At 61.6% G+C, this 1,044-nt stretch carries 1 protein-coding gene; it reads left to right on the forward strand.

The annotated features are described in order from the left end of the window. Positions 1 to 78 precede the first annotated feature (78 nt). A partial coding sequence (locus tag QRN25_RS15255) for an IS110 family RNA-guided transposase (protein ID WP_285020164.1) occupies positions 79 to 1,044 on the forward strand: 966 nt, incomplete at its 3' end.

A 1,044-nucleotide genomic window follows, 5' to 3' on the forward strand; every position in this document is an offset into this window, starting at 1 on the left:
CGCCCTCGGAGTAAGCAGGAAACGGGGGTTACGCCGGACGGACCGGCGCCTATCCCCAAGCTTAAGCGAGGGCGAACCATGGACGAGTATAGCGAACTTTTCATCGGACTCGATACATCGAAAGCGAAGATCTCGGTTGCAGTCGCGGAAAAGGAACGGAACGGCGAAGTCCGCTTTTTCGGCGACATCTCCGCCGAGCCGACATCGGTCGCATCGATGGTGGGCAAGTTGGCGAAGCGTGGGGCGAAGCTTCACTTCTGCTATGAGGCTGGCCCGACGGGGTACGATCTGTATCGCCAGATCATCGCGCTGGGGCATGAGTGCCAGGTCGTGGCGCCCTCTCTAATTCCCAAACGCCCCGGTGATCGGGTGAAGACCAATAGGCGCGATGCCGTCAGCCTGGCACGGCTTCATCGCGCCGGCGAGTTGACTGCCGTCTGGGTTCCGGACGAAGCACATGAGGCTGTACGCGACCTTGTCCGCGCTCGTGAGTGCGCCCATGACGCGCTGAAGAAGGCTCGCCAGCAGTTGCAGTCCTTCCTCTTGCGCCATGGCCGGATTTTCCCGGGACGCACATCGTGGACACGGGCGCATTTTCGTTGGCTGGCAGCGCAGAGCTTCACCCATCCCGCCCATCACATCGTGCTCGTCGAATATATCCAGGCTATCGAGGATGCGGGTGTCCGAGAAGATAGGCTGACCAAGCAGGTCGCTGAGATAGCCGCGTCCTGGTCCATGGCACCTGTGGTTGAAGCCTACCAGGCGATGCGCGGTATCGCGTTCATCAACGCCGTCACCTTTGTCGTGGAAATCGGCGATATACGACGCTTCGAAACAGCGCCGCAGTTGATGGCGTATCTCGGGCTTGTACCATCCGAGAGTTCAACGGGCGAGCGGGTGAAGCGCGGGGGCATCACCAAGGCCGGCAACAAGCGGGCTCGCCGCGTGCTGATCGAAGGCGCATGGACCTACCGCTTTCCCGCCCGGGTGAGCCAGACGATCCAGGCACGGTTGGAAGGGCTACCACGCTCCGTTCGCGAGATC

Origin of the sequence: Novosphingobium sp. fls2-241-R2A-195, assembly GCF_030209485.1 — a bacterium.
Taxonomy (GTDB): domain Bacteria; phylum Pseudomonadota; class Alphaproteobacteria; order Sphingomonadales; family Sphingomonadaceae; genus Novosphingobium; species Novosphingobium resinovorum.